At 57.1% G+C, this 20,164-nt stretch carries 16 protein-coding genes; 9 read left to right on the top strand and 7 right to left on the bottom strand.

Annotated elements, in window-relative coordinates:
* Nucleotide 1 precedes the first annotated feature (1 nt).
* Complete coding sequence (locus ABIZ35_RS08945) at nt 2-1,753, top strand: ABC transporter ATP-binding protein (RefSeq protein ID WP_348219545.1); 1,752 nt, start codon at nt 2-4, stop codon at nt 1,751-1,753.
* Nucleotides 1,740-3,608, top strand: a complete 1,869-nt coding sequence (locus ABIZ35_RS08940; protein ID WP_348219544.1) for an ABC transporter ATP-binding protein — start codon at nt 1,740-1,742, stop codon at nt 3,606-3,608. The genes ABIZ35_RS08945 and ABIZ35_RS08940 overlap by 14 nt, the downstream gene beginning before the upstream one ends.
* A gap of 59 nt (nt 3,609-3,667) precedes the next feature.
* Here the strand turns inward: ABIZ35_RS08940 and ABIZ35_RS08935 are convergent, their stop codons facing one another.
* Nucleotides 3,668-4,072 carry a type II toxin-antitoxin system VapC family toxin gene (locus tag ABIZ35_RS08935; RefSeq protein ID WP_348219543.1) on the bottom strand — a complete coding sequence of 135 codons (405 nt, stop codon included), beginning with the start codon at nt 4,070-4,072 and terminating at the stop codon, nt 3,668-3,670.
* On the bottom strand, nt 4,069-4,332 hold the full coding sequence (locus tag ABIZ35_RS08930) for a hypothetical protein (RefSeq protein WP_348219542.1): 264 nt from the start codon (nt 4,330-4,332) through the stop codon (nt 4,069-4,071). The genes ABIZ35_RS08935 and ABIZ35_RS08930 overlap by 4 nt, the downstream gene beginning before the upstream one ends.
* Before the next feature lie 295 nt (nt 4,333-4,627).
* On the opposite strand from ABIZ35_RS08930, the gene ABIZ35_RS08925 reads away from it, so the two are divergent.
* Nucleotides 4,628-4,984 (top strand): hypothetical protein, encoded by a 357-nt coding sequence (locus ABIZ35_RS08925; protein WP_348219541.1) that lies wholly within the window; start codon nt 4,628-4,630, stop codon nt 4,982-4,984.
* Between the two features lie 123 nt (nt 4,985-5,107).
* On the top strand, nt 5,108-5,500 hold the full coding sequence (locus ABIZ35_RS08920; protein ID WP_348219540.1) for a hypothetical protein: 393 nt from the start codon (nt 5,108-5,110) through the stop codon (nt 5,498-5,500).
* Between the two features lie 27 nt (nt 5,501-5,527).
* On the opposite strand, the gene ABIZ35_RS08915 is transcribed toward ABIZ35_RS08920, so the two are convergent.
* The 5 genes from ABIZ35_RS08915 to ABIZ35_RS08895 form a co-directional block, all read right to left on the bottom strand.
* Nucleotides 5,528-7,108: a family 43 glycosylhydrolase gene (locus tag ABIZ35_RS08915; protein WP_348219539.1), complete on the bottom strand. Its 1,581-nt coding sequence runs from the start codon at nt 7,106-7,108 to the stop codon at nt 5,528-5,530.
* Between the two features lie 24 nt (nt 7,109-7,132).
* Nucleotides 7,133-7,921, bottom strand: coding sequence for a phytanoyl-CoA dioxygenase family protein (locus ABIZ35_RS08910; protein WP_348219538.1), 789 nt, complete (start codon nt 7,919-7,921; stop codon nt 7,133-7,135).
* Between the two features lie 79 nt (nt 7,922-8,000).
* Complete coding sequence (locus tag ABIZ35_RS08905) at nt 8,001-8,915, bottom strand: AraC family transcriptional regulator (protein ID WP_348219537.1); 915 nt, start codon at nt 8,913-8,915, stop codon at nt 8,001-8,003.
* 67 nt (nt 8,916-8,982) lie between these two features.
* A complete protein-coding gene (locus tag ABIZ35_RS08900) occupies nt 8,983-12,435 on the bottom strand; it encodes a glycosyl hydrolase (RefSeq protein WP_348219536.1) in 3,453 nt (1,150 codons plus the stop codon).
* Between the two features lie 85 nt (nt 12,436-12,520).
* Nucleotides 12,521-13,492, bottom strand: coding sequence for an AraC family transcriptional regulator (locus ABIZ35_RS08895; protein ID WP_348219535.1), 972 nt, complete (start codon nt 13,490-13,492; stop codon nt 12,521-12,523).
* A gap of 202 nt (nt 13,493-13,694) precedes the next feature.
* Here ABIZ35_RS08895 and ABIZ35_RS08890 point away from each other — a divergent pair, with 202 nt between their 5' ends.
* From ABIZ35_RS08890 to ABIZ35_RS08870, 5 genes are all read left to right on the top strand, one after another.
* Nucleotides 13,695-14,522, top strand: a complete 828-nt coding sequence (locus tag ABIZ35_RS08890; protein ID WP_348219534.1) for a hypothetical protein — start codon at nt 13,695-13,697, stop codon at nt 14,520-14,522.
* Nucleotides 14,523-14,537: 15 nt separating this feature from the next.
* A complete protein-coding gene (locus ABIZ35_RS08885; protein ID WP_348219533.1) occupies nt 14,538-15,689 on the top strand; it encodes a TIGR03118 family protein in 1,152 nt (383 codons plus the stop codon).
* A gap of 190 nt (nt 15,690-15,879) precedes the next feature.
* Nucleotides 15,880-17,424, top strand: coding sequence for an NERD domain-containing protein (locus ABIZ35_RS08880; protein WP_348219532.1), 1,545 nt, complete (start codon nt 15,880-15,882; stop codon nt 17,422-17,424).
* Nucleotides 17,424-18,164: a hypothetical protein gene (locus ABIZ35_RS08875; protein ID WP_348219531.1), complete on the top strand. Its 741-nt coding sequence runs from the start codon at nt 17,424-17,426 to the stop codon at nt 18,162-18,164. The genes ABIZ35_RS08880 and ABIZ35_RS08875 overlap by 1 nt, the downstream gene beginning before the upstream one ends.
* Nucleotides 18,161-20,044, top strand: a complete 1,884-nt coding sequence (locus tag ABIZ35_RS08870; protein WP_348219530.1) for a hypothetical protein — start codon at nt 18,161-18,163, stop codon at nt 20,042-20,044. Before ABIZ35_RS08875 ends, ABIZ35_RS08870 begins: the two co-directional genes overlap by 4 nt.
* Nucleotides 20,045-20,164 lie beyond the last annotated feature (120 nt).

Raw genomic sequence — 20,164 nt, 5'->3', positions numbered from 1 at the left:
GATGCGTTCACTGCGAAAACTGGCGGCGTTTTTGAAGCCCTACCAGCGATGGGCGCTGCTGGCGCCGCTGATGATGGCGCTGGAAGTCGCGATGGACCTGATGCAGCCGCGTCTGGTGCAGCGCATGGTCGACGACGGGATCGCACGCCATGATATGTCGGTCGTGCTGCACACGGGGGGCTTGCAGATTGCCTGCGCCTTCATCGGCATGTTCGCGGGCATGGGCTGTACATACTTCGCGGTGCTGGCCGGGCAGGGGTTCGGAGCGGACCTACGCGAGCGGCTCTTTGAGAAGATCCAGTCGCTGTCGTTTGGAAACTTAGACCATCTGGACACCGGATCGTTAATTACTCGGCTGACGAATGATGTCACCCAGGTGCAGGAAGTGGTCATGATGGTCCTGCGGATCATGGTGCGCGTGCCGCTGCTGCTGGTCGGCAGCCTGATCATGGGAGTTCTGACGAGCCCCAGATTATCGCTCCTCTTCCTGGTCTTGATCCCCGTCATCACCGTGTCACTGGCGGCGATCATCCGCAGGACTTCGCCGCTGTTCAGCGAGGTGCAGAAGCGGCTGGACGCCCTGAACACCGTGATGCAGGAGAACCTTTCGGGCGTTCGCGTCGTAAAAGCCTTCGCGCGCTCCCAAAGAGAAGAACAGCGCTTCGGGGACGCCAACGATCAGCTGATGACCCAGAACATCCTGGCGGCGCGTCTGGGGGCGCTGACCATGCCGGCGGTCATGCTCACGCTCAACTTCGGCGTCGTGGCGGCCCTGTGGTTTGGCGGCGCGCAGGTCAACGCGGGACAGCTGAGCATCGGCCAGGTGATCGCCTTTATCAACTATCTCATGCAGACCCTGATCGCGCTGACGATGGCGAGCATGCTGATCATGCGGTTCTCGCGCGGGGAAGCGTCGGCCCAGCGGATCGACGAAGTGCTGATCAGTGTCCCCACGATCCATACGGCGGCGGACGCCCTCACGCTGGCGCAGACGCGCGGGCGCATTGCATTCGAAAACGTGCGTTTTGCGTATGACGGCCAGGATCACGACCCTGTGCTCACCGATGTCTCGTTCACGGCGGAGCCGGGGCAGACGGTGGCGATCCTGGGCGCGACTGGCTCCGGGAAGACGAGCCTGGTCAATCTCGTCCCCCGGTTCTACGATGTCGCGGGCGGCCGCGTCACGATCGACGGCCAGGATGTTCGCACGCTTAGCGAAACGTCGCTGCGCGGTCATGTCGGCATCGCCCTGCAAGAATCCGTGCTGTTCAGCGGCTCGATCCGGGAAAACATCAAATATGGGCGGCCCGAAGCGAGTGATGAAGAAGCAGTCGCGGCGGCGAAGATGGCGCAGGCGCACGACTTCATCATGGGCTTTCCCGAGGGGTATGACACGGTTGTCGGCCAGCGCGGCGTGAACCTTTCGGGCGGCCAGAAACAGCGCCTCGCCATCGCCCGCGTGCTGCTCACGGGAGCCGATATCTTAATTCTCGACGACAGCACCAGCGCGGTGGATGTCCAGACGGAGGCGCGGATACAGGAAGCGCTGGCGGACCACCGGCGCGGACGGACGAGTTTGGTCGTGGCGCAGCGGATCAGCACGGTGCTCGGCGCGGACAAAATCTTAGTGCTCGACGACGGCCGGATCGCCGCCGAGGGAACGCATCGCGAGCTGCTTCTATCAAGCCCGATCTACCGGGAAATTTACGAGTCGCAGATGGAAAATGGGGTGATCGTCGATGGCGGAGAATAAGACGCAAAAAGAAGAAGCGCCTTCGTCTCCGATGGGACGAGGTTTCGGCCCAGGCGCGCGAATGATGGGCAAGGTGGAGAAACCCAAGGATCGGCGCGGCGTGCTGCTGCGGCTATGGGGCTACCTGCGCCATCAGCGCGCCGCCCTGATCGGTACGGCGTTCATGGTGGCGGCGGGCGTCGCCCTCAACTTAGCCGGGCCATACCTCCTTGGTCGCGCCATTGACCGATATATCCTGGGCCACGACCTGCCGGGCCTCGCGCGCATCTGCGCGCTGATGCTCGCCGTCTACGTAACGAACTCGCTGCTGACCTGGTTTCAAAGCTACATCATGGCCGGCGCCTCGCAGCGTACCGTCCGTGAAATCCGTAAGGACCTCTTCGCGCGTCTTCAGCATCTGCCGCTCAGCTTTTTCGACAAGAGGCCGCACGGGGAGCTGATGAGCCGGCTGACGAACGACGTGGAGAACGTGAGCCAGGTGCTTTCGGACAGTGTGACGCAGATCGTCTCCGGCGTTCTGAACACAATCGGCGTCACCATTGCAATGCTGCTGCTCAACGTCCCGCTCACCGCCGTCACGCTCGTCACCATCACGACGATCACGATCGTGCTGAACCGATGGGTCGCCACCCGAACACGCGCGCAGTTCCGCCTCCAGCAGGCGGCGCTCGGCAAGCTGAACGGGTTTATCGAAGAGACCATCACCGGCCAGCGGGTCGTGAAGGCGTATCACCAGGAGCCGGCGGCGATCGCCGAGTTCGCCGCATCCAATTTGGAGCTGCGGCAGGCGGCGACACGCGCCCAGATCTTCTCAGGGTTCATCGGGCCGGTCATGAACTTCATCGGCAACCTGGGGCTGGCGATTGTTGCGGGCGTCGGCGGCGTTCTCGCCGTGAGCGGCGCGATCTCGGTCGGAACCATCGCGACGTTCATCAATTACACCCGTCAATTCGGGCGGCCTTTGAATGAGATCGCCAGCCTTTACAATTCGATCCAGTCGGCGATGGCGGGCGCCGAGCGCGTCTTTGAGATCATCGATGAGCCGATGGAAGTTGATGCGCCCGACGCCCAGCCGCTCGCTCAGATCCAGGGCGACGTGATCTTCGAGGACGTGAATTTCTCCTACGTTCCGGGCACGCCTGTCCTGAAGCACGTCAGCCTGCACGCGCGCCCAGGGCAAGTCGTCGCTCTGATCGGTCCGACGGGCGCTGGCAAGACAACGATCGTCAATCTCCTCACCCGCTTCTATGAGATCGATTCGGGCCGAATCACCATCGACGGCCAGGACATCCGCAAGATCAAAAAAGAAGACCTGCGCCGCCAGCTCGGCATCGTCCTCCAGGACACGTTTCTCTTCACCGGCACCGTGTGCGACAACATCAAATACGGCCGCCTCGAAGCCACGGACGAAGAAGTGATCGCCGCCGCCAAGCTCGCCAACGCCGATCCATTTATCCACCGACTCCCCGACGGCTACAACACCGTGCTGTCCGAGCGCGGCGGCAACCTCAGCCAGGGCCAGCGCCAGCTGCTCGCCATCGCCCGCGCCATCCTCGCCGACCCGCGCATTCTCATCCTTGACGAAGCCACCAGCAGCGTCGACACCCGCACCGAAAAGCACATCCAGGACGCCATGCTCAACCTCATGCAAGGCCGCACCAGCTTCGTCATCGCCCATCGCCTCAGCACCATCCGTGAAGCCGACCAAATTTTAGTCCTCAACCAAGGCGAGATCATCGAACGCGGAAACCACGCCCAGCTCATCGCCCAAAATGGCTTCTACGCCCGCCTCAACCAGAGCCAATTTGCGGCCACAGTGGACGAAGTTGTGGAGGAAACGGCGGGCGCTCGCTAAAAGCGAACTTACTACTCTCTTAGGCGCAAGGATTTACGGAAACATCGCTCCTTATCGTACTAGGGGCGTGTCCAGTCCTCAATTTGCAGAGTGGGTACACGAGAGAATTCGCGAATGTTGCTTGTAACCAGGATAAGATTATGAGAGACGGCGATCGCTGCTATTTGCAGATCGTAAGGGCCAATAAGGCTCCCAGCCAATTCAAGGCCGGCACGAATTTGGCCATAGTGAAGCGCCGCCTCGTCATCGAACGGATAAGAAGCGAAATGAGAGAGAAACGCGCGTTGTTTGGCTAAAGATCTCTCAGGAAAATTGCTCTTCATGGCTCCGGCAAACATCTCCGCGATAACCACCGAGCACACAGCAATATCGGCAGGCTGCTGTCTGTGGAAATGATCTCGAATGGCGGTAGAGCGACCGTTCAAATAATAAATGCAAGTGTTCGTATCCAGTAAGTATTTCACTGGAGTTTCTCACCAAACTGCATTGCCTCACGTGTTTCTGCTTTGCCTTGGGGTAGTCGTTCAATTGGCTCATCCGCGAGCGACCCGTAGGTTGAGTCCAGGAACCCTTCCGGCCAGCCTGAACCTGTATTCTGGGAACTATCGGAAATGGGCTGGAGCACGATGAGGATCTCAACCTCCACATCACGCAAAGCCGTCGGCGTTTGAATTCGAAGCATGCCGTGTTCGTCAATATGCCCATGTGCCTGAATATTGATCATGGTTTTACCTCCACGCGGGGTTTTCGGGTGACTGATTAATGAGATTATACACCGGGAGCAGAGAGTAATGATGAAACGATTTGCGATGAACGACTGAACAGACCCTGCAACTTATTACGCGGCGGTGTGTCATATGAGATGTAAGCTTATGATATACGAATCTCAAACTGCTCCCTGTCCGACCTGTGGGAGGATGATCCACGTTTCCATGCGCGCGTGCGCCAATTGCGGAAACGATCCCAGAACGGGGCGGCCGCCGGTGGGTGGACCTCCGAGACGGCGGAATATTTCGCCTATGCTCCTCTGGGGACTTGGGGGCGCGGCATTTCTTCTCACGTTTGTCGGTATGGCGATCCACGATCTTTGGCCGCGTCCCGCTCCGCCCGCTGCCGTCATACGTCCCGTCCCGGTGAGCGCTCCTGAGAATGTGTTCCCAGTGCGACTGAGCGGCGCTCAGATGGTGGGAGCCATTCATGTGGGCGACAGCATGCGGTCGGTCAATTCTCGATTTGGCTCCGCCGGTTCGATGATGACCAAAGGCGAGGATGGAAATCAAGGGTTCATGTACAAATTCGACGATGGCGATGTGTTTGTCATGGCGGATTCCGGCGATTATGTGCGAAACGTCATTTGGATACGAAAAAACTATTAAAGCTGGTTTCGTATCGATGAAGTTTCGGTGGGCGGTGAGGATCGAAATCAAGGATTCTCGCGGATGCAACTTAATTCGCGGATCCGTGTCTTAACGATCAGTGCTGAACATGGAGATGACAAATTGAAACCCAGGGTTGCTCTTGTTTTCGCGGTTCTTTGCTGCCTGATTGCTGCGGGCGGCGCGATCGTTCACAATTATTCCACTTCCCGCCAAATGGCGGAGAAGCGGAGCGTACACCCCTGGGCGCGGAGCGCCGGCAAGGGTGGGAATGCGCGCAGGCGTTACCTGAATGCAAAGATCGTCTGGGGACCGGAGGATCAGGCGGCGCTGGAAATCCGCGAGCGTAAGGCGGCGGAGCGGCGGCAGGCGGCGATCGCGGCGGCGCACGCCGTCACTCCTCCCGTGGCCAGCGCTCCCGCCAGCGAGCTTGTGGAGAAATCGCACAAGGGCGTGATGAGGGGGCTGGAGCTGGTGACGGTGGAGGGGCAGTTGCAGTTTGGCTTGCTGCCCTAGCGGAAGCGCGGTCGGCCTCTGTTCACGTCACTTATGAATCAAGGTTCGAAACATAAGAGACCGGTTTTGTTCGACGGAGAACGAGCCGCCGCCATTACTGCTATAAGTTGCGCCGCCTCCAGGATAGGGAGCGGAGTCATTGTATTCACAGCCATAACGACCGCCGGTAGAAGCAGACTTTACGACGATTGCATAGCGAACGCCTGATTTTACTGAGAGATTAGGATGGATGGTCGTATATTTGGGAGACCATCCGATGGCTTCCGGCAATATCAATATTGAGCTGAGCGCGCCGCCGACAGGCTTGAAATCGCTGTCGGCCTTGTAAATTTCCATGGTCAGTCCGGCGTCCGGATAACCTTTTTTAAATGTGGAGAACGAAACTGCATTTAAAATACCGGTGCGGGTGGCCACGAATGACTGCGCACGCTGGATATTGCCGCCGATGTCGCAATAATTTGTAAAGCCATTCACTCCGGAAGTGTTGTCCAGATCGGGTGGGGAGGCTTTTGGAGCTGTCTCCGGCCGGATGGCGACACTGACCTTATTCTGACGTTCAATACGATTGATGGACCCGTTGGCGGAAAAAGTCAGCGGCGCCCAGTAAAAATTGGCGAGCGCTTCGTTCTTGGCGGCGTTATTCCAGAGATCGCTTCCGTAGAGGAAGATTACCTTTGTGTTCAGTTTAATCGTGGAAACAAAGGAAGGCTGGCCGCCGCCGGAATCGTCGCTGATTCTCACGCCGTCTGACCAGGGTCCCAAAGGGTTTGGAGCGGTACGATACGACGTTCCCGTGCCGGAGCAGTATCCACAGTTTGGGTCGGAATAGAGAACGTAATATTTGCCGTTATGCTTCAAAAGCGCCGGCGCTTCGGTCTGGCCCGGAGTGACATTTTTCACATGCTGCCCGGTCCCGGACGTATAATCCGCATTCAGCTTTTCAATCGCGATAGAACCGCCTGTCCTCCAATCGGTGTAGGCAAGATAAGCTGTCCCATCATCATCCACGAAAGTATCGTGATCTCCATTGTTCAAGCCCGCGACGGGTGCGCCATGATTGACCGCAAGTGTTGGCTCCGCCGTTTCTAAAAACGGGCCGACCGGGGTTTTGCTGGTGAAGACACGGTATCCGACACTGTTGTCGTAGACATTGATCCACAAGACGTATTGCTTAGTTTTTTTGTTAAAAATCACATGAGGGCGATAGCAGCCATAGGTGGCGCCGTTACAGCGTGTCTGCCAAAGAGGGGTTCTGGCGTCGAACAAAAAACCCTTGTCTGTCCAGTTGACGAGATCGACAGACGTATAGACTTTAAACCCGCAAAAGGGCGCCGATTTATTTCCCCACTCATATCCACAATCGTAAGAAGTCCCATACAGATAGAAAATCCCATCAAAGTAGGCGATTTTCCCATCATGTGCGTCAATTGCCGCGGCAACAGAGTCGAAGCGGGTCGTTTGAAGTCCGCTGGCGTTAAAATTGATCAGCGTGGAAGAAACGTTTCGCGCGCCTGCTGTCTTTTTTGTGCTGGCGGGTTTTGCAAGGACTCCGAGCGGAGCCAGAGCGCAAAGCGCGATACTTATTCCAACGGTTGTGTGACGTCGCATAATTAACATCTCTCTTGGGGTTCTTTAGAGTGGCCAGACGCGGGCGAATCGATCCCCGGTGATGATCTCGCCGTCGGGCACGCTGATGAATTTCTTCATGAGATGATTGCCGGCGGCGACGAAGCGCGTGTCATCCCCCATGTAGTGCAGGGCGATCGCGCGTCGGGGGCGGCCGCTGGTGTTCGCGGACGAGCCGTGCCAGGTAAGAGCATGGTGGAAGTGGACATGGCCCTTCTTGACCGGGCAGACGCGGACTTCCAGATCGTGGCCGTTGAACGTGGCGGGCATCTCGTCGAATGCTTTGATGGTGTGCAGGAAAGCGATTTGGTTGCCCCAGAGGTGTGAGCCGGGGATCATGCTCATGCAGCCGTTGTCGAGGTCCACATCGTCCAGGGCGATCCACGCCGTCACCTGGGTCATGGGAGTGATGGACGGCCAGTAGGGCGCGTCCTGGTGCCACATGTTGACGCCGCCGGTGCTGGCGGGCTTGAACTGGATCTGGTCGTGCCAGAGGCGCACTTCGGCGGCGCCGGTAAGCGCCGCGATGGTTTTGGCGATTTCCGGATGCCGCACGAGATTCGCGAACGGCGCGCTGGCGTCGGAGATGTTTACGATCTGCCAAACAGGCGCTTCGGCCTTGCCCATATTTGAGAGCATCACGGGCTGGGGAATGGTCTCGTCGTCGCGCGCATCGATGACGCGGTGCATCTCCGCGCGCAGCTCCTCAACGCCGTCGTCATCCAGCACCTGTCCGCCCAGCACAAACCCATCCCGATGAAACTGTTCTTCTTGATCCCGGGTCAGCATATCCATACTCCTGTTCCTTTGAGAGGATACATTCATTCTAACGCATGGAACTGGAGCCATCAATGGAAAATCGGCCAATCGGTTGTTACCGAACGGATTCGTCTTCTGGGGAGTGAGACCGACCAAATAAGACGGCGGCGCGAAACTGGGTAGGAGTCAACCCGTCGACGCGCCGAAAGACTTTGCTGAAGTAGAACCGGTCTTCGAACCCCGTCATCGCCGCGATCTGCTTAATCTGCAAACTGGGATCGGCCAGCAGCCGGCGCGCCTCGGCGATGCGTTTCCCCTGGATATACTGATGCGGCGATCCCCCCGTGGCTTCCTGGAACAGCGTCATGAAGCGGCTGCGGCCGACATTGGCGACCTGCGCCAGCTCCTTCAGCGTCAGCGGATCTCCAAGGTTCTCGGCGATGTGCGCGAGCACCCGCGCCATGCGTTCGTGGCTGATGCGCGCGCCGGCTCCTGACGTCTTGCGAGTTTCCACGCCCGCTCCCCAGCGCAGCAATTGGGCCAGCACTCGCGCCAGCCGACAGCTTGCCTCAAGGTCGCTCAGGGGATCTCCCTCATTGGCGCGCCACTCCGCGATTTCCCGCAGGGCCTGTTCGATCCAGTGTCCCGGCGCGAGTGTGGTGAGAGAGGGCGCCTGCGTCCCTCCCGGCCAGACGATCTCGTAAGGCTCACGTCCCTCTGCTTGCTCAGAGGCGGGCGGGATGTCCGGGCAGAAGTCGAAGTGGACGGCGAAATGGGCGTACGGAGCGGCGTCCGGCGTTTGGAGCGCGTGCGGCGTAAATGGAGGAATGAAAATCAGCGCTCCCGCTTCAGCGCGGCGCGTTTGGCCTTCAATGTTGAACAGCACTGCGCCGCGCGTGACCAGTATAATCTCGAAATCGTAAATGATCCGGTTGGAGATCGTCCACGTGACATTTTGGAAATGGGCGATGCGAATGACGGGATGGACCTGATCGAAGCGCAGGAGTATCCTGCGCTTCGGTTCGGTCATCCCGTAAGCTGCCGAGCCTTCGCTCGCGGAATTTGAATTGCTATGGCTAGACATTTCATCCCTTCGGCTATTGGGTCCCTCCCAAATCGAGGCTCTGCTCTTTGAGCACCGAAACCGGACCCAGCAAGCCCGCGTCGAGCGGCGGCGTGTTTTTGGTGATCATATCGAAGCGGAACGCGTCATGTGTTTTGGTGACGCGCTGCTCTTTGGGCTTGTTCAGATCGCCGATGACGCGGTTCGCCCAGAGATCGATCACGTCGACTTCCAGCACGTTGCCTTTGGCCCGCACGGCGCCGGTGATCTCCACGCGCCAGGGGAAGCACCATAGGATACCGAGTTTCTTGCCGTTGAGTCGCACGACGGCGACATTTCGAACATCGCCCAGATCGAGAAACATTCGTTTTTTGTTGTTTAGCGCTTCACTCAGATCGAATGTTTGATGATACGTGGCCTTGCCCGAATAGAATTTGATCCCCTCTTCGGGGCGATGGGTCCAGCTGACCAGCTCGGGAAACGCGGCATGGGCGGGGCCAGCCCAGGCGGGATCGAACCCGACATTCCAAGGGGCGGCAAGATTTTGCAGTTTTACGAGCTTTGGGAAATTTCGTTCGGATTTCCCCAAAGAGTTCTTGGCGATCGGCTTGCGAAACACCACGAAATAAGAGCCGAATCGGTCGAATTCTAATGGAAGCGTCGTGCAGCCGTTCGCCTGCCGAAAGGCGCCTGCGGGACGGGTGACGCCGCTGACGGGATCAAAGATCTCGGGCTGTTTGCCGGCGACACGGAAGGTGAAGTCTCGTGTGGTTGGCTGGTTTGTGCGGTTGATGACGAAGTAGATCTCAGAATTGCCAGCTGTACGATGAATGTAGTCGAGATCGTCCGGGCGCTCGGTCTGGCCGGTGAAGGTACAGTCGGGCTGGACGCCATCGGCGAGAAGAATCTCTCTCGCTGACTTGCCCCAGATGACGCGTCCTTTGCCGAATCGGCGCTCGGTCCGGGTCTTGCCGTCTAGATCGCCCCAGAGTTCGGCGGCGATCTTTCGCACTTCTTCATCGCAGTTGGGGTAGTTCTTAAGGCCGGCGGCTTTTTCGGGAGGCGCGCCGACGATGGTTGCTCCGCCCAGAACCAGCTGCCGCAGTTTTTGGATGACTTCGACGGACATCGCCTTGGACGGCGTCGTAGGAACCGCCAGGCTCTGGTATGCGCCCACTTGTCTGGCGATATCCGGCAAGGGTGAAATGCAGTTTTGCAGAACCAAAAGTCGATAACTCATGCCGTCCGGCAGCACGATCCGGCCATTCTTGACTGACATCCTCTTAAGCAGCACTTCCGCGTTGCTATAATCGCAATCGTAGCCGGAGCCAAGGTCGGGAACGACATATTTGGGGGGCGCCAGGCTCGGCGGCTCTTCGCCCAGGTAGAAGCAAACGTCGCCCACGAAGTTCCCCCGCTGGAGCATATAGGAGCAGCGCGACAGGTAATTGAAGAAGGCCGGTGATTGCTCCCACCACGTGCTGTTGGGATTCCAATGCTGGCCGGCGCAGAATTCATAGCCAGGTTTGCCGTCCGACGGCGGCTGGCATGTCGCCTGATGCAGCATGATGCGATTGATACCCTCGCAGAACGCGTCGTTGGCGTAGGGCTTCAGTTCGGCCGGGCCGAGCGACCAGTGGGTGCGGTCGGGCTCCTGCTGCGTGAACGATTCGGCTTCGGCTTGACGCCGGCCATACACGTGCGCGGCCGAGGCGGTTTGTTTGAGATTGAGCCGCAGCCATCGATCCCAGTTGTAACCATTGGGGGCATTGTAGTGACCGTTCACCCAGAACTCGCCGGCGGGGAAGTCGCAGCGTCCCAGGTTCTTCAGCGCGTCCTGAGGCGGAATGTTATTAGGCCCCCCCGCTTCACTGCCCATCGTCAGGCCGTTCTGATGGCAGACATCGGCGAAATGGCCATAGCAGTTATCCGCAATGCAGTCTTGAATGGTCCGGTCGAAGTCGGCGCGGAAGCGGCTGGTCACATCGTCGCTGACGATGGTCATGCCCGTCATTGGCTTGCAGTTCGCAATCACGGCGCCGTCGATCGCGACGTCCCACGTCTGCGCGTTCCCAGGCCGCTGCCCCGCAGAGAACGTGATGGTGTATGTCTTCCCTGGCGTTAACCCTGAGATGGACTGAGACATCTTTCCAAGACCCTGGACAAACGCCGCCTGACCGCCCTGTGGCGCACTGGGATTGCCAAAACCGCTGCCGTTAGCGACGATGCCCGAGCCGTTTCCAGACGAGCCGCCAAAGGTCCACGCCCCCCCGGTGGGAGCATATTGATAATTGCCGGAGCCGATGCTGGGTGTCTCAAAGCCAAAATCCGATCCAACCATCGGCGTACCGTTCGATTGGATTTGCACATTATCAATGAAGACGGTATTATCGCCGCCGGGCAGATTAGTCCCCGCGAAGGACAGGGCTTGCGTTGAGGCCGTCGCGGTGAACGTGGCCGTGTAGTCATAGTAACTGATCGCGCCTGGCAGCGCCGCTAAGTAGGGCTTGAGATCGTAGCCGCGATACTTACGGAATTGGTTTGGGAAATCCTGGGTCCAGGTCAGCTTGCCGCATTCCCAGCTATCGGACCAGAAATAGTCAAGCCGGCCGCCGGCCTGGTGAACTGCTTTGAGGATCGGATCGCCAAGGTGTTCGAAATGGCTGTCGAACGCGGCGGGGTTGAGGTAGTCGATCTGATAGCCCCCGCCGCCATCGAATGTGTCGCCGCCGGGATAGGCATGCCACTCCCCGCCGCCGGTCAGCGTGTAGCCGGTTCTGAGAATCGTCCACTGTCCTGCGGGCGCGTCCCAGTCCAGCCGGCCGTCCGGCTGAAATTTTCCGGTCAGGTCGATGATATCTCCAGGGTTGATCGGGCCGCTTTTGCGCGGGATCGCCTGCACGCAGTAGTCGTGATAATAACCGTCCACGATTTCGGGTTGCGGGAGTTTATCCGAGAACTTTTCCGGGCCTTCAATGTTCAGGCTTGCCTGCACGACTTTTTTCATGGCGTTGTCGGGGGTGACCCAGGGCGCCTCCATCGTCCAGCCGCCGGCGGAGAGGTTGAAGCCGAACTCAATATTGAGTCGCTTGGCCTCTTTGACCGCGTAACGGAAGAGATCCCACCACTCGGGGCTCTGATACTTCACGCCGGGCAGAGGCGCGGCGCCGGCATACCCGCCGGTGCAGATCATGTTGACGCCGCTGATCCCTTTGGCTTTGAACTGTTCGAGGTCACGGGTGATGCCCGCCTTGTCCACGCGGTTGAAAAGCCACCACCAATACACACGCGGCTTGGCGCTATCGGGCGGCGCGGCGAATCCCGTATTCAGGTTTTCTGAAGCCGCCTTGGCGTGAGTCTTCTCCGCCGCCAACACAAGAGTGGGAGCAAAAAGAGACTGGAAAAGGGCGGCCAGAGTGAGCAGTTTTATCGCGCGAAAATAGACCGGCGTAGAATTGATCCGAAGATGGTGGGGTTTGTTTTGCATTTCAACTCTCCTGCTCCTTGAGAGGATGCGTTTATTCTAACCTTATGGGGCTGGGAGCTTCAATGGAAAAAAGTCCAATTTGTTGTTATGACGAAAATTCGTCTTCGGGGGAGTGAGACCGGCCAAATAAGACGGCGGCGCGAAACTGGGTAGGAGTCAGCCCGTCGACGCGCCGAAAGACTTTGCTGAAGTAGAACCGGTCTTCGAACCCCGTCATCGCTGCGATCTGCTTGATCTGCAAACTGGGATCGGCCAGCAGCCGACGCGCCTCGGCGATGCGCTTCCCCTGGATGTATTGCTGCGGCGATTCGCCGGTCGCCTCCCGGAACAGGGTCACGAGCCGGCTGCGGCTGACATCGGCGACCCGCGCCAGCTCCTCCAGTGTGAGCGGATCCCCAAGGTTCGCGGCGATATGCGCGAGCACCCGCGCCACTCGCTCGTGGTTGACACGCCCCGCGACGCCCAGGGCGTCTCCCGCTTCCGCCCTCGCTCCCCAGCGCAGCAATTGGGTCAGTACCCGCGCCAGGCGGCAGCTCGTTTCAATGGCGCTGAGGGGATCGTCCTCATCGGCGTGTCTGTCCACAATCTCCCGTAATGTCTGCTCGACCCAATGCCCCGGCGCCAGCGCCGTGAATGTGGGCGGCTGGGCGCCGCCCGGCCAGACGATCTCATACGGCTCGCGTCCATCCGGCCGATCGACGGACGGACGTGCGTCTGGGCTGAAATCGAAATGAACGGCGAAGTGTGCGTTTGTTATTCCGGTTGGCGTGTGGAACGAATGCGGCGTAAAGGGAGGGATGAGCAGCAGCGTTCCCGGCTCGGCGAGACGCGCCTGCCCATTCATCGTGAGCGACATGGCGCCGCGCGCCACGAGCACAAGCTCATGATCGTAAATAATTCGCTCCGGGATTGTCAGCGTCGTATCGTGGAGATGAGCGATGCGGACGATCGGATGGATCTGCTCGAAGCGCAGGAGTATCTTTTGCTTCGGCTCCGTGGGGCCAAACGGAGAAGCGCGCTGAATGAGGGAGTAATCAGAAGTGCGTGCAGCGGTCATTCCCGCTGATTCCGCGCGATGTGTTCGATTCCCTTCATGGCTTCCAAATCCGATATGGAGAATATGTTGTAGGTGCTTGACAAGCGGGCAAAAACTTCGGATAATAAACGGCGACACAATTAGTCGGAGACTGAATTAGTCGGAGACTGAAGATTCGTCAATCGAATTCCTACGCAGGCAGTTCAAGAAGGATCACCAGGACATGCAAATCGAAAATCGGCGTCAGCGAACGCCGTCACAGTGGGCCTGCGCCCTGCTCGCTGCCGCAGCCCTGGGCGCGGCGGCGCCCGCGCACGCGGATGTCGAGCGCTTCGCCTACACCTACGGCTGGCAGACGCCCACCAAGGGCGAAGCCGAGCTGGAGATCAAGCACACGCAGCCGAAGAGCGGCCACTTTTTACAGGATTCGGCGTCCGTGGAGTACGGGATCACCGACCGCTGGATGATTGAGCCCTATATCGTCTACAACCACTCCGGCGGCTTCAAGGACGTCCCGGACAGCACCGGCAGCGTGGACGCCGATGATGGCGGTACGGGTGGCGGCGACGGCGCCGCGATCTTCGACCCGATCCGTATCGGCTCCGGCTATCGCTACGGTGGCTTTCAAGTGGAAACACGTTATCGTTTTGGCGATTATGGCTATAAAAAGCTCCAGACCTCGGCCTATCTCGAATACGAGCAGCTGCGGCGCGAAGGCAATGAAGTGGAAGGCAAGCTGATTTTCCAGTACGATCCCAACGAGTCCTCTGATCTGGTCTTCAATTTGATCACCGAGCAGCCGCTGCGTAAAGGCGCTCCGGCAGAGTGGGGCTACTCCTTCGGAGCGACATATCTGGCCGACAAGAAGAGCAATCGCTACTGGGTTGGCGGCGAAGCCTGGGGCAATTGGTCGGAGAAGCAGCACTTTATCGGCCCTTCGGTCGGCGGCTACATTGGGAAAAGCACACGTTTGGTCGGAACATACGGCTTCCAGACACAGGGCGTCGGCGGCGACCAGTTCCGCGTGATGGTAAGCCAGGAACTGAATTAAGAGAGACGAATACCCATGAACAAGCAACTGAAGAAAATCGCTCTTGTCGCCACGCCGCTGGCCGCGCTGCTCGCCGGCTGCGGGGGCGGCGGAAGCGCACTCGACCATGTGAACGGCTCGAACCACTACGCCAAAACGATCCTAATCGCGAACAAGGCGGAGTACAAACCGCAGATCGTCAACCCCGATCTTCAGGACGGCTGGGGGATCTCCCTTCGTCCCGCCGGCGCGGGCGGCCACTGGTGGATCACGGCGAACAAGACCGGCAAGTCGCTGGAGTATATCGGCGACACCCCCGGCAACCCACTGCACCAAGACTCGCTCAAGGAAGTGACGATCCCCGGCCCCGGCGGCGAGATGGGCACACCCACCGGAACCGTCTTCAACGTCTCCGGGACAGGATTCGTGATCGACCAGCCATTCCCCGGCGGCGCGGCGCTGCACGGCCCGGCGAAGTTCTTCTTTGCGACGGACTCCGGCGTCGTGACCGCCTGGACGGAGCGCGCCCACACCGCCAACAGCGGCATCGACCGCCCGACCAGTTCAGTCATCGTTTGGGACAAGTCGGCGCAAGGCTCGGGATACTTCGGTATGGCGATCTCGCCTCACTTCGACCGCCTTTACCTCGCGGACTTCGGCGAGCATCCACAGGTCACGGTCCTGAACGACCAGTTCCAGGATATTTCCGCCGGTAAGTTCCCGAACCCGTTCCCCGGCTACGCGCCGTTCAACGTTCAGGCGGTCGGCGATTCCATCTTCGTCGCCTACGCTCAGCAGTCCGAACCCGCCGTTGAACTGCACGGAATTGGCAAGGGCAAGCTGGCCGAGTTCACCCTCGACGGCGCGCTGATCGCGACTTGGGACGACCAGAACCTGCTGAACGCCCCCTGGGGTATCGTCAAGGCGCCCGACTCCGGGTTCGGCCTTTACAGCGGCAAACTGCTCGTTTCCAACTTCGGCAACGGCGTCGTGACCGTCTTCGACCCCGCAAGCCGCAAAGCCATCGACTACCTGCGCGGCGACGACAAGAACCCCCTCGTCGTCGACGGCATCTGGGACCTCAAGTTCGGCAACGGCGTTGCCCAGGGCGAATCCACCTCACTCTACTTCGCCGCCGGCCCCAACGGCGAAGCCGACGGGATGTTTGGGAAGATCAAGGCGGAGTAGAGTTCAGTTGGCGAAACGACTGTCTCTGGAACAGTTGGTCTTAGGATCGATAATTATTTGACGGAGCACAAAATTGGCTCTCGCATCGATTGATGCGGGAGCCAATTTGAGTGACGCTGTAAGGTGCAAATAACTTACTCCGACTGACTTCAATCGTTTGTTTATGTTTGTTTGCTGTATAATATATGGTATGGCAAGAGCATATCCCAATCGACTCCCTGATCGAGTGCGACAGGCGCGAGAACGCGCCGCAGAGATTAAGCTTTACGACGCATTAATCACTCAGCTTGACGACAACTGGGCAGTATTCTACAGTGTTCCGTGGATCGACAACAGCCAGAACTCAATCCCCCATGATGGAGAGTGCGATTTCATTATCGCGCACCACAAATTCGGAATTCTTGTCGTGGAAGTCAAAGGTGGCAGTATCGGATTTGACGGCTCCGCCGGGCAGTGGACTTCTACTGATCGGCAAGGTAATGTGCATGATATTGACCCATTCGGTCAGTTACGGAGCGCGAAATATGCGTTGCTCGGCATGCTCAAGTCGTCGGACCGTGTCGGTAATCAATGGATTGATATTGGTCACGCTGTCTGCTTTCCCGACATTGTTATTGATGAGCACTCCTTACTTCCTCCAGATGCTCCTCGCGAAATTATTGTTGACCGGACAGACCTTGAGCATCTGGAGGATCGCATTCGGCGCCTGATGAAATATTGGATCGGCAACCATCCGCCGGATCGTCGCATGACTTCGCTCATTGCGGAATTAGAGCATCGGATTGCTCCGAAAATGGAGTTTGAGGAGACACCCGAAAAGCCGACGGCTTCAGCGAAGCTGAACAAAGCACGCAGTCGGGCTGCTCCCAAACCGGCGCCCCAGCCAGAAACGCCGAAATATCAGGCGACAATCACACGCAGTTCTCCCACCGCCCTGCTGTTTCTCATTGATCAGTCCAAATCTATGGGTAATACGTGGCAGCAGCAGATGACGAAGGCCGAAGCCGTCGCCGATGCAGTCAACCGAACTATTTCAGAGCTTGTGCAGAAGTGCTCCAAAGCGGACGGAGTTCGGCATTACTTTGATGTTGGCGTGGTTGGCTATGGTGGAACAACATGCTCGGATTTGCTCAGCTACATGTCATCACGTTCTTCGCTATTGAAACCCATCTCTGATTTTGAAGATGAGTTCATTAAAATCGAAGAGCGGCAGATGAAGATCCCCAATGGTGTGGGTGGCATCATCGAGCGCACAGTACCGTTTCCAGTGTGGATCGATGCACGAGCGAGTGGGAAAACGCCGATGTGTGCTGCACTCGAATACATCGCCGCCGAGGCTGCGGCGTGGGCCGGCCTCCATTCTCAGTGCTTCCCTCCGTCGATTATTCACATTACGGACGGAGCCGCCTCTGACGGAGACCCAGAGCAAATCGCGAATGTGATCCGCCGCATCTCAACTGCGGATGGTGAATGCTTACTCTTCAACATTCACCTAGCTTCGAATGCGGAAGGGAAAGTCGAATTACCCGTAAGCGAGGCTCAGGCGCCAGCGACGGATCTTGGGCGTCGCCTGTTCCGGATGTCGAGTATGCTTCCTTCTACCTTTTTATCACGAGCCGCAGATTTAGGGTATCGCGCAGGCGCTGGCTCGCGCGGCTACATGTACAATGCTGATTTCACATCGCTGGTTCACTTTCTCAGTATCGGCACCGAGGCGGCCAGAAGGGTGCGTTAATGCAAGTCCATTTTCTTGGCTCCTATCAGACGCCTAAAGTGGACTGCGCCGCCTCAGAATGCGAGGATCGATATGCCATATGCGGCGCTGGGAGCACCTTCGCGATTTCGGATGGCGCAAGCAACTCTATATTTGCCGGGGAGTGGGCGCAGTCGCTTGTCGATCAATTCATTGCATCGCCAACAACATCTATCAATGCCTCGTGGTTGCGTCCTGCAACCGCCGCGCTTTACAGCCATGTCGATTTCGAAAGTCTGCCTTGGCATGGCGTGGCCAAGTTCACACGCGGCGTGTTCGCCACACTGTCGGGATTGTTCTTCGACTGTCAAAGCCAACGGTTTTCCACCGTTTCGATAGGCGATAGCGTCATCGTTTGGAGGCATTTACAGTCCGGACGCGCGGGGATGTTGCCCAGTATGCGCTCTCAGGATTTCGAGCGTTTCCCCCATCTCATTTGCCATCTTCCAGAACGTAATATCGGTCTCTTTCGACGTGTTAGACGACGTAAAAGTATCAAACTTCCTAGCGGCGACACATCGTTCTATCTGATGACCGACGCACTTTGTCACTGGTATGTGTCGGAATGTGAGCGTGGGCGTGAGCCCTGGCAAGCTCTCTGCGAAATCACCAGCCAAGATGATTTTGTGGATTTCATCGTGCATCTTCGGCGTGAGAATATTTTGAAGAATGACGATACTACCCTGATTTCCCTGCGAGTATCCGTTGAGAAAGAGACATGAACTTTCCCGCAATTAATGAATATACATTTGCGATGAACCATCCGGCGGATTGCCTGCTGGATGGGGGCATGAAGCGGATGATTGTTTCCCGGAAAGGCATTAACGGGCCTAAACCGATCTGTGGCCGCTTTGGCGCTGTTTACCAGATGTGCTCGCCGGAGGCGGACGAATATTGGGCGGTGAAGTTCTTCATTAGCGATGTTGCGCGTCGCTCCGATCATTACCGCAAGATTGCTAATTTTCGAAGAGAACTCGCTGTGGATTGTCTCGTTCCCGTGGAATATTTCGCGGAAGGAATTCGCACGGATAAGGGTGTTTTCCCTGTAGTCAAAATGCCATGGGTGCAGGGCGAAACCCTTGATGTCTTCGTTGAGCGTAACATCGCAAACCCGAAAAAGATCCAACACGCCGCAGATTGGTTCAATGACTGCATCCTGACACTTGAGTCATGTGACTGCGCTCACGGAGATTTACAGCATGGCAATATCATCGTCGCGCCGGAACGGATGATGCTGGTGGATTATGATAGCCTGTATGTACCTGGAATGGCTCAGGGAGAAGCTGACGAGCTTGGTCTTCCCGACTACCAGCACCCGCAGCGAAGCGAGCAGTTGTTCGACAAGACAATGGATCGATTTTCGGCAATTGTTATTTATACTTCACTCAGCGCTCTCGCTGAGGCTCCGGAATTATGGGAATTTCATAAAGATTGCGACTATCTTATCGCGAACAAATCTGATTATTGTTCGCCGAGGCAGTCCGAAGTATTCCGAGCGATGTATGGCGTTCCAGCGTTGCGTAGGATGACCGCTGAATGGATGACGTGCTGTGAGATGCGCGTAGATGAACTTCCTTCATTTTCTGAATTCCTCACACGGCTGGAAACCATGGCAGATACGCCCGCAACATTGGAGGAATTCTGGAAACTACGTCCTGCGCCATCCAAACGTGTGTCTTCGTCCGTCATCTCGCAGGACGATAGAGCGATACAGAACCAGAAATTGATCGAGGAACTGCGACGAGGCAAATTGTCAATGAAGGGTCCGGTGGAGACTATTGAAGCGCATCTTCCCAAGTTCCCCCCGAAACCCTCTCCGACTGCTGAGCAACGAACACAAGAAATGGCGGAACGAAAACGCCAAAAAACAAGAGTCTTTGAATCCCGTAAGAGATATTTGAATAGTAAATTAGAAAAGCAGTTGGCGCTACATACCGAACTTATAACGGCTCTTGCCAATTCGCCTAGATTTACTTACGATAAGAACAAGGCTGCCGATTTAGAGATAGAACATAAACAGCTTGAACTATTAGTGACCCGTACAGTTTCGTTATCCGAGGAGCAATTCCCTGCTTTCGAACAAGAAGCTAAAATTCTTCTTTCCTCAAGCATAAATGCGTGGATTGACACGACTAATCAAGAGATTCTGAAACATCGAGAACAGGAAATCCAAAAAACAAGAGTTTTCGAGTCCCGTAAGAGGTATTTGAATAACAAATTAAAAAAGCAACTGACACTACGACGTGAGTTTATAACTTCTCTCGCTAATTCGCCTACATTCCTTTATGACAGGAACAGCCTAACTGAGGCGGAAGTAGAGTGCAAGAAGCTCGAACAATTAATTAATCGTTCTTTGCTACTGTCTGAAGAGCAATTTAGCGTTTTTGAGCAAGAAGCTAAAGCTCTTATTAAATCGAATGTTCATGAACGAATTACTGAAATTCAGCAAGAAATTTCGAAACATAGGGAAGAAAAACATCGAGAATTGAAAGAAAGCTCCGAGCTTGCTTTCAAGCTGTCGAAACGGCTAAGGAATGATAATCCAAAACATATGGCTCTTGCCGAGCGCATAAACAAATTTGACCATAACCCCAGTTATTGACTTTCTCTCGATCCGATAACGTGCTTTCACTGAGACATTAACTCTGACATACAGCCTTTCAAGATTTGCGGCTCGTTGCTCAGTCTGTCATCGGCCTTCTTGAGCAAGGCCCCCAGTTCC

Origin of the sequence: Capsulimonas sp., from assembly GCF_039929585.1 — a bacterium.
GTDB lineage: Bacteria > Armatimonadota > Armatimonadia > Armatimonadales > Capsulimonadaceae > Capsulimonas.
The sequence above is the reverse complement of the archived record's forward strand: the minus strand, read 5'-3'. Positions and strand labels throughout refer to the sequence as shown.

Excerpts from the sequence above, each read along its gene's own strand:
- ABIZ35_RS08945 (WP_348219545.1), top strand. The coding sequence starts at position 2 with ATGCGTTCACTGCGAAAACTGGCGGCGTTTTTGAAGCCCTACCAGCGA.
- ABIZ35_RS08940 (WP_348219544.1), top strand. The coding sequence starts at position 1,740 with ATGGCGGAGAATAAGACGCAAAAAGAAGAAGCGCCTTCGTCTCCGATG.
- ABIZ35_RS08930 (WP_348219542.1), bottom strand. The coding sequence starts at position 4,332 with ATGATCAATATTCAGGCACATGGGCATATTGACGAACACGGCATGCTT.
- ABIZ35_RS08925 (WP_348219541.1), top strand. The coding sequence starts at position 4,628 with ATGCTCCTCTGGGGACTTGGGGGCGCGGCATTTCTTCTCACGTTTGTC.
- ABIZ35_RS08915 (WP_348219539.1), bottom strand. The coding sequence starts at position 7,108 with ATGCGACGTCACACAACCGTTGGAATAAGTATCGCGCTTTGCGCTCTG.
- ABIZ35_RS08910 (WP_348219538.1), bottom strand. The coding sequence starts at position 7,921 with ATGGATATGCTGACCCGGGATCAAGAAGAACAGTTTCATCGGGATGGG.
- ABIZ35_RS08905 (WP_348219537.1), bottom strand. The coding sequence starts at position 8,915 with ATGACCGAACCGAAGCGCAGGATACTCCTGCGCTTCGATCAGGTCCAT.
- ABIZ35_RS08900 (WP_348219536.1), bottom strand. The coding sequence starts at position 12,435 with ATGCAAAACAAACCCCACCATCTTCGGATCAATTCTACGCCGGTCTAT.
- ABIZ35_RS08895 (WP_348219535.1), bottom strand. The coding sequence starts at position 13,492 with ATGACCGCTGCACGCACTTCTGATTACTCCCTCATTCAGCGCGCTTCT.
- ABIZ35_RS08890 (WP_348219534.1), top strand. The coding sequence starts at position 13,695 with ATGCAAATCGAAAATCGGCGTCAGCGAACGCCGTCACAGTGGGCCTGC.
- ABIZ35_RS08885 (WP_348219533.1), top strand. The coding sequence starts at position 14,538 with ATGAACAAGCAACTGAAGAAAATCGCTCTTGTCGCCACGCCGCTGGCC.
- ABIZ35_RS08880 (WP_348219532.1), top strand. The coding sequence starts at position 15,880 with ATGGCAAGAGCATATCCCAATCGACTCCCTGATCGAGTGCGACAGGCG.
- ABIZ35_RS08875 (WP_348219531.1), top strand. The coding sequence starts at position 17,424 with ATGCAAGTCCATTTTCTTGGCTCCTATCAGACGCCTAAAGTGGACTGC.
- ABIZ35_RS08870 (WP_348219530.1), top strand. The coding sequence starts at position 18,161 with ATGAACTTTCCCGCAATTAATGAATATACATTTGCGATGAACCATCCG.